Source organism: Sporosalibacterium faouarense, assembly GCF_016765695.1.
GTDB classification, from domain to species: domain Bacteria; phylum Bacillota; class Clostridia; order Tissierellales; family VENL01; genus Sporosalibacterium; species Sporosalibacterium faouarense.
The window spans coordinates 46,116-55,786 of record NZ_JAETGO010000015.1; the positions used below are offsets into that span (position 1 = coordinate 46,116).

Sequence of the window (9,671 nt, forward strand, 5' to 3'; positions counted from 1 at the left end):
TTGCCCCCTTAATAGTATTTAATAATATTGTCTACATAGTCCTTCTTCAAATCCTCTTGTAAGTAGCTTATAAATCTATTAACAAATGTTGCAGCCTCTGCCTTCGTCATAATATCATTGGCATGAATATACCCATCATACCCTTCAGCTATACCTAGCTTTTCTGCAACATAAACTGATTTTTTAGCCCATACTGGAATATTAGCATCGTCTTTAAACTTGGTTTCAAAAGGGAGATTTGGAGCTAAATTTTCTAAGCCTAAAGCCCTAATTACAATAGTGATTGCTTCGCCTCTTGTTAATTCCTTATCAGGATATAGCTTACTACCATCACCATTCATAATGCCATTCTCTTTTATGGCTTTTACATATTTATAATTTGGATCATCCTTACTAACATCACTAAATACAGCCATATCGTCATTAGGCTTAGTATAGGATCTTTTAACCTCTTTTTCTTCCTCTACTAAATTCATAGCACTGGCAATCCATTTTGCGAAATCTATTCTCTTTGTTGGTGTGTCTGGTCCAAAATATTGTTGATTTTGATCTGTTATTTTTAATCCAGCTATTCTATTTATATCACTCTCTGCCCAATGACCATTTACATCGTTATATTTAGGTATAAATAGTTTTTGCTGAGTTGGTAAGGTCTCAAATTTCCCTTGACCATTTCCCCGTTCCCTTGAAATGGTAGGTAGTCCTTCTTCATCAAAGGTAGGTAAATTATAATCATAGGACATAATCGTCTCTTCCTGCTCTGTTAATGTATATCCACTACTAAAGCTAGTTTGAAAAGGTAGGTTGTTGAAGTACTCCATTCTCTTGGTTCTATTAAAAGCTACATCTACATCGGCATATCCAAACCATTCAACAGGCTCATCTCCAGTAGTCTGTTGGTATGAGATGTCTTTATGGAGCTTTTGTCCTTCTGTTGCTCCCCAATAATGGTCATACCCATATATTTCTCCAGTTATCTCAACTACGATTTTTCCTTGATTTTCGTTTACAGAGTAGGTTTTAGTTCCTAACCAGTTTCCTGCATAATAGTCAACAACAGGTTGCTTATCATCTATTGAAGAATTATGGAACTGATAATCATTTAATGTATAGGTTTGTCCATTCGTTACTATCTCTTCATCATAATCAACTATATTATTTGTTTCCACTATTTGCTTACTATGAGAAGTGTCATCTATGATTCTCTCAAGTTCTATTTCCCTTTCTAACGTAACAGTTCCATCATCATTAGATAGTATATATTCATAGGTAAGGTCATCATCATCTACATCTATTTCAACTGTACCTTCTAGTAAAACAGGTTGTCCAGTTAGAAATATCACTTCCTTATATTGTTTTACATCATTATAATCCTGTTCATTCTTATGAATTCCGCCTTCGAATCCAGCATTATTAATCGTGGCATTTGCAGTTACTGGAATTATGAGCATTAAAGCAATCAGTATTACACTAAATTTTCTTTTCATATGTCAACCTCCTTTCAATGATATTTTACTCAGCTATTATTATATGTCCCTCATTATCTTTTCTTATAATATATAGACTATCATCGTCCTCTATATTATCTAAGGTTGTTTTTCTGCCATTTTTAATGAGTATAGCATTTTCTACCTTTAAATCAAATTCTGAAGTATTTATATTCCATTTCTGTCTAAAGTCACTCCAATCCTTTAATTCCTTTATAGCTATTGTACTGTTACTTGAATCTACACTATCTACCCTTGCAGATGTAATTATTTCTTCTCCATTAAAGTCATCAACAATATCTATTGCTGATACCATATTATCATACTCTATAACATAAGCGTTCTCTTCTAGAAAATTATCTCTTTCCATATCATAACCAAATCTTGTATTGCCTCCTGTATAAAATCTATTATTGTTAAAGGTATTAACTGAAACCTCTATAAGTTCTTCATCTCTTGTATCAACGATTTTCGTCTCCTCACTGATTTGAAGCTTAGCATAATTAGATTTACTTGTCCATTTATTATTTTCTAAAATATCATATTTCTTTAAATCAAAGGCATAGTTATAGATATCTTTAATTTCGCCCTTGTATATCTTTGCAGCCATGTCATTTGGAGTCTCTACTGAGATAAAAGCTGCGGTATTATTGCTACCTTGGGTAATTACAAACAGCTCCTCATCTAATCTCAAGTTATATGGGTCAATTAACCTTCCATTCTTTTCGATAATGGTACTTTCATCAAAGGCCATATTGTTATAATCAACCCTTAGTTTATTATCACCATAGGTTATTCTTTGAAGCTTATTGTAAAACTGCTTCTCATATCCATTCTTAAATACTATCTTTGATGCTTCCTCTTCGCCAAACCTATTATTGGTAACTATATATATTTCTTTACCGATATTATTACTCAAATCATTCTCAGAAACCTTTCTTCCATCAATATAGATTTCAGCATTGCCCCCTAAAGACATCTTCATATCTCCAACCCTATCACTCCATTGAGAATAATTAAAGTAAGCTATATCTGTCAAAAGTAGTTCATCTCTACTGGGATTATATCTATTTAGCCTTGCCTTAATAAAATTCTCCATTTGTCTATCGGGACTAGCAATGTATACTTTACTAGGACTATTTCCATTGTATGAATCAAATTCTAGTCTAACCATGTCTCCTTCTCTAATGCTTCTTAGACTTAGATATTCATTTTCTTTAATGATTGATGTGCTTGGAGATATTTCAAACTCCAATCTTGTGTCCTCATCCATGATTATAATACTATCATTATTTAGATCTGTTTCCAACACCTTGCCTATATATATCCTACCTCCAGGTTCAATATATCCTGGAGTTCCTGTGTCTAATTCTCCCCTTATGCTTTCTATATTACCATTGCGTATATCTAAAGTAACTTCAAGTCCATAGATCATATCTTTTAATCCAACAGGTAACCCATTTATACTCATCTTTGCTGCAGGATTTATTTTATACAAATATGTATTGTCATCATAATCCATAATAGTTATGGTATTATTTTCTTCATCAATTTTTTCAACAAATCCCTCTATTTGTGTCTCAGGCTTATTCAACACCTCTAAAAATACTGCTTGATTATCAGGATTGATATAATATTTTACATAGTCATGGGATTCTATCCCATCTGGCCATATTGGCTCTTTATTTTTTATACCTACAAACCCATTATCATAAAGTGAGTCATCAGATGCTTGAGCTATTACGTTTATGTAAGTATCATCGTCAGACCCTATTGACAATACTATTTCTTCTATTTTTACTCCATCTTGAGATTTAATTGACTTATCTTTATCTTCAACGATTCCAGTCCCAATTTTAAATCCTCTGTCTAGTAGGAAGCTTTCATATATATTATCTAATAACCTTGCCATCTCTCCCCTTGATATCGTACCATTAGGTTTAAAATTCCCTTGAGCATTCCCATCCATAATTCCTTTTTGAAGTATGGCTTCTATAGCAGGAATATTGGTGGTTTTAATCTCTTCGTAGTCATTTAAGTTATATATGCTATGCTGATCTTCTCCATATATAGGCTCAAGATTTAGTACCCTATATATCCACATGGCCATTTGCTCCCTTGTTACTGGCTTTTCCCAAGTATATTTTTTTTCTGTCTTTTCTTCCAATTCAGCTCTAATGGCATCTAATTGATTAAATGTTAAATTTTCATCGTCTAAATATTGACCATAGGACTCTTCCACTTCATAATCAATTTCATCTTGTTCTTCAGGGGTTAAAGTAGTTATATAATCTACTTCTTCAGGAGTTATTATATTTTGATTTTGAGCCTCTGTGGTATATCCTTTAGTCCACTGGTCAAAATGGTTTAGAATCACATATCCACCTGTATCTTCATTGGCAATGCTTTCTTCTCCTAACTTTTGGGCCTCTTCTTCTAGACCCATAAGTCGTACTAATAAAGCAATTCCCTGGTCCCTAGTAAGGGGAGTATTGGGATAAAAGCCGTCTCCCATCCCCTTGATGATAGAAAGGGCACTCATTCTTGAAATTGAGTCTTGAGCCCAATGTCCATCTATATCTGGAAAATTAATATTTCCATATAAATCCCTATAGGTGGATATTCCATAATAGGTTTCCTCTGCTACCGCTCCTTGAACAAATATAGATGTTGGGAATAAAGTTAAAACAACTGTTACAATCATTATTATTGATATGGCCTTTTTCATCTGATTCACCCTTTCTATCTAATATTTTATTTTTTATTAAGAATTACATATTTGCCTGAATTAAATATAGTCGCCTTTACCTTATGCATATATTTAACTAGCTTGTAGTCGAAGAAAGTATCCGCCGTTGAGCTTTCTTCATCCATCTTATTGGTTTCTACATTATATCTACCCATATATAGATTATCACTTGTTATATTTCCTTTATCAATCTGAATTTGGAAATCCATGCTATTTTTTAAATTAAATACCTCTTCTGTTTTCCTTTGCTGGAAAATAAATTCTATGCTATAAGCATAGGACACAGCTTCTTCCTTTCTACTGATATTCTTTGCTATCCTATCAGTCTCTGCATCACTAAGTCTATTTATCCTAATCTTAACATTTGTATCCTCTAAATCATCTCCCTTATAGAAAACACTGTTTTCTATATTATGCAAAGATACCTCAGCATCTATATATTGGGTTTTAATAACTACATTTCCATTTATCCTTCTAGTAACTGCCAGAGGAAGGGTTACTTCTATATTTCCATATTCATTATATTTGGAATCCCTAAGGTCTATAGTATATTGCTCCTCAGTATAGAAGTTAGGAAGTATTACAGATACGTTATTATTTGAATAGTCTATCTTCGTTTTAGTTTCTCTGCTCTCAGAATACTTTCCATCACCTTGGTCTTGATACGCTGTTAATGTGGTTGTATATGCCCAGTCATATCTTGGTGACTCGCCATAGTCATTTACAGCCCAGAGTCTAAAATAATACTTTGTATCTACTTCTAAATCCTTTACTCTATACTCTGTTCCTGAGGTTTCTCCAAGGAATGTAAATTCTTCATCATCATACCTATAATAGCTATCCTTATCCTCTATAGCCTTAACTGCAAATATCTTATATCTGTGAGCCCTTTCCGATTCATTCCATTTAAGAATAATAGAACGCTCATTTCCCGCTACAGCCTTAAAGCCCGTTGGTACATCTGGGTAAGGAAAAATGTATCTAATATTATAGGTTGCACTTCCACCATCTGTATTTTCTACTTTTAGAGTCTGAGGTCCTTCCTCTTCATTAGGAAGAGTTATTATTTCTATCCTTGTATCACTTATCCTATTTACTTCTTGTACAGTCTCATCGTCAATAGTTACCTGTACTCCTTCCATAAACATTGTACCCCTAATAACTAGTTCTTCTCCACCTGTTGTATGTATATGGTTAGGAGAAACATCAGTGATTGTTGGACTTGAGTAGTATGTGAATCCACCTTCAAGGGTCGTTTCACCTAAAGGTTCTTTGTTCATAATATATACGTCCACTGGCCCTAGTACATCACTGGATGGTAATCTAACTGATAATTCATCTATTGTAGAACCACGTCTTACTGATGCTACTTTATCACCAATCTTAACTATTACATTGCTTAATCCATTATTTACTGCAAAGTTCTTACCTGTAATGGTTATTATGTCTCCACCTTCTACACTACCTTTATTTGGCTTAACTTCTTCTATTTCAGGAGTACTTCCTCCAATATCCCTATATACATAATATATTGGTTTATCTAATGTAGGGTCTGCCGATGTAACTGAACCTACATCACTAACCTCCACAGTTATTAATAATGGTTGGTCTGGTTCTACGTTAGCTGGAATTCCTTTTGACCTCACTCTAATACTATCACTTGAAATCCCATTAGGAAGTATTTCTGCTTCCTGTCCTCCGATTTTAACTGTTAATGGCTCTTGGAATCCGCTACCTTCAATAGTAAATGTCATCCCACCGTCAACTGTAGATTCAATTATATAATAACTATTTACTCCATCATCAATCTCTTTCTTCTCTATAACATCGGTTATATCATCCATTCTAAGCTCTACTATAGGATTTGTATATTGGAACTTTTGGTTTGCAATTGCAGTATTACCATCTGGATTTATAACTGTAATTGTTACTCCCGTTGGTGATATTGTATAGTATGAAGGTGACCAAACTTGAAGTTGTCCAGCCCTCAATAGCTCTGTTGAAGGAGAATAACCCCTCTCAACAAAGATCGCCTTATCCTTATCATCAACTACAACCTTAATTAACTCGTATCCATTATAGTATTCTGTTGGGTCATCTGTGTTTTTCAAGGTACTTACATCTATATATCTGGTTATCTTGTTTGTTGTATGACTAAGATCAAAGTTTCTTTCATACTCCACAGTTTCTCCAGATATCTTTTCAGATATATTCATGGTCAACTGTTGTGTCTGCCCATTATAGTTAACTGTTAATCCACCACTAACAGTCATTTCCGTTGTACGAGATACCATAATATCCTCTTCTTCAGATATTTCATCAAATCTAACCTGTACCATTTCCTTTCTTGTGGTTACTATATTCCCCGATCCATCATCCTCTAAAATATCTAGAGCACTATTATTAAAGTTTTCACCATGAATTTCCATATATGTTTTCCCCTTCTTAGTACCTGTAGATGGATCAACTCTATTTATTTTAGGAAACTTTGGTATATAAGTATATTTCACTGTATTTGAAACTCCATGGTCATTATTTGTTAAATAAACATCTGCATCCTCTCTCAAGTCGGTTGGAATTTTAACAAGGATATATCCCTCTTGATATTCAACTATTTCTGCAACAGTTTCACCTATATATACTTTAGGTAAAACAGCTAATATATCCTCTAAAGTCTCTCCTGGGTTTAATATAGTTGGATCTATTCTATCGCTATAATCGTCATATTGACCATTGCCATTTACATCTATATAAGTCTCATTTGCAGATATATCACTATCATATTTAGCATTTCCATTTTTATCATCAAAGGGTTCTTTATATCTAAAATCATCCCCTATTACTTGAAGATATCTTTCATCTACACTACCTCTATCTATTTCATTTATACTCCAAATTTCAGGGTGACTGGTTGGCGTCACATAAGTAAATCCATCTTCTTTACTGTCACTACCACCATCAGAGTTCAGAACCACTACAGGAACTGTCAATCTGTCTAATCCTAGTTCCTCTTTTATATCAATGGGATACTCGGGCACTGTAACAGTTATCCTATCTCCACTTGACCATACTGTAATGTTTTCTTGAGGCACTTCCATACCATCGATAATAACCTTACTTTGAATTATTTCTGTATCGTCTTTTTCCTTATATTCAAAATTCTCACCATAAATATCAATATCATATCCACCATTCACTGACCCTTCTGAAGGTGATATTTCATTTATTACTGGTTTGTTTAAAGGTCTTTCAGAAAAATAAAATCCATCTTCCACTTCAACCCTTTTAATGTCAGGGTTAACTACTGTTACATCATACCATCCTTCACCAGGTAATATAGGTACTGTAACATATATTTGTTTCTTACTTTTTACTTTAACTCTATTACCAATGATTACATCATCACCATCTTCATTCTGAGCTATCTCGTATGGTGTTCTTATACGTAACTTTGTTCCATCATTAAGTTCAATATGAGAATTAGTTATAGTTACATCTTGACTAGATTCAGATTCTTTCTTCAATTTAAGATTTCCACTCTCAACTAAAATTGTGAAATTATTGTCTACTCCATCGGTTAATACAGGTGTTTGTCCATCCTCTACATCTATAGTATAGAAATTATTAATTAGAGTGCCTGTCCCATCTTCCTCTTGTAAAACAATACTATGATAATAGTCAGCAAGCTTTACATGACCGTCCTCAACTGTTACCAATTGTTTTTCAGCGGATGGAGCGATATAATCTTTTAGAACTATTTTATCGGTCATATCATCTCGATTATATTTATTTATTTCTTCTCCATCAAATAGTACTCTGGTACCTATCAGCTTATACATTCCCATTTCTGTTTGGGGATTAGCTGTTGGATCTGGCTTCAAGAAATTATCTCCGTCGATAATAACTAGAGTATTGGCCATACCTTTTTCAGGAGATATGCCTATAACCTCTGGGTCAGTATAGGTTTTAACATATATGAAGTCATGTACTGCGATCCCACCATCATCATTCATTAATAAAAGCTGAGTTTTACCTTCTCTACCTGGTGGGCAGATAAAGTTTAGACCCCTACCATTTCCTTCTCTTTGTACTCCATTTACTTCTTCACCATCTATATATACCTTAATTCCTTCTCTGAAGTTACTACCAGTTACTATGATTTCTTCATCTCCATTTATCGTAACTATATAAGGCTCTACAGTTGCAATCTTAGGAGCATCTTCATCATCAACTCTTATAAAGTTAACTGTTCCTTCATCCCAAGGCTCTATATCTTCAGTATTTCTTATTGGGTTTGTTACCCTAAGCCTTATATCCTTTATAACATATTCCTCCGACACAATTGAATCAGATATTACACTTCCCTTTGGTATCTTTACTATGATTTTAGATCCAATCTCATTACCGATTGACCCGTCTAGTATTCTACCTTCATCATTCAATACGAGAAGTTCTACATCTACATTAGATACTCCATCATGGTCTGTAATAGTATTATCGTTTTTGTTTATTATTAGTTCATCTTCAATATTAATTACTGGATATCTAGTATGTTGCTGATTAGATTCATCCTTATAACTATGAATTAAGAAGTCTCTACCATGAATAGCTAAATATATATCTTCACTAACTTCAAACGTGCCATCTACAGCTGATTTTTCCTTAACCATAATCTTATTTGGGTTTATTTCATCTATGGTTGGTGTTATTCTACTTGGAATAAATGTAAATCCATCGAATTCTTCCCTTTCCTCAAATCTATATGGAACTCCCGTTCCATCTTCTGTAAATGTTGTAATCGTTGTTACAATAACATTTTCTCTTCGAAGATCGTCATAAAGAGTTAAAGATGGAGTCTTTACAAATATTGTGTCTGAGTGGGTTGAGAAGTTACCTAAATCGTTTTTTCCATCTTCAAAGGTTGCATCTGATGCAATAAATACACTTATGGTTTTCTTTATATTATTAACTGTCTTTCCATTATACTCGCCTGTTCCATAATTCATAACAAGCTCAGTCTTATTATTTTCAGAGCTTAAGGCTCTCGAATCTATATCATCAATAATTAAGTCATTAATATTAATCGTTCCAAAATACTTACCATTTATTTCTACACTTTGTCCAGTATCTGGACCTTGATCTGGCTCAATATTATATATCTGAACATTGTCATCTCTACTTATAACTGTAAAGGTCCTTCCTTCTAAGAGCTTTTCCTTTGTTATTACCCTTTCAGGATCTTTATCATCTTCCACCTTATTAGTAAACACAATCAAATAATCCTGTCCAACTTCTAAGGTTTCTGGTATTTCAACTGAAAATTGGTCATAAAATACTCCTGGAGATACTTCTTCAGCATCCTTTTTATATGTTGTATTTATACCTTTATTAGTTTGCTTATATACCTCTGTACCATCATATCTAGTAAGAAAAAA

At 33.5% G+C, this 9,671-nt stretch carries 3 protein-coding genes; all 3 read right to left on the bottom strand.

All coding sequences use genetic code 11. The features are described 5' to 3' along the window. Positions 1–8: 8 nt before the first annotated feature. Entirely contained in the window at positions 9–1,487 is a 1,479-nt protein-coding gene (locus JMO20_RS01720) for an S-layer homology domain-containing protein (RefSeq protein ID WP_202707561.1), read from the bottom strand. Positions 1,488–1,512: 25 nt separating this feature from the next. Then, the gene (locus JMO20_RS01725; RefSeq protein ID WP_202707563.1) at positions 1,513–4,215 is read right to left on the bottom strand and encodes an S-layer homology domain-containing protein; all 2,703 of its coding nucleotides are present in this window, start codon (positions 4,213–4,215) and stop codon (positions 1,513–1,515) included. 26 nt (positions 4,216–4,241) lie between these two features. After that, positions 4,242–9,671, bottom strand: a 5,430-nt coding sequence (locus JMO20_RS01730) for an IPT/TIG domain-containing protein (protein ID WP_202707565.1), incomplete at its 5' end; no start/stop codon positions are given.

What these genes read in the sequence shown, in the direction of transcription:
- JMO20_RS01720 (WP_202707561.1), bottom strand. Translation starts at nt 1,487, where the DNA reads ATGAAAAGAAAATTTAGTGTAATACTGATTGCTTTAATGCTCATAATT.
- JMO20_RS01725 (WP_202707563.1), bottom strand. Translation starts at nt 4,215, where the DNA reads ATGAAAAAGGCCATATCAATAATAATGATTGTAACAGTTGTTTTAACT.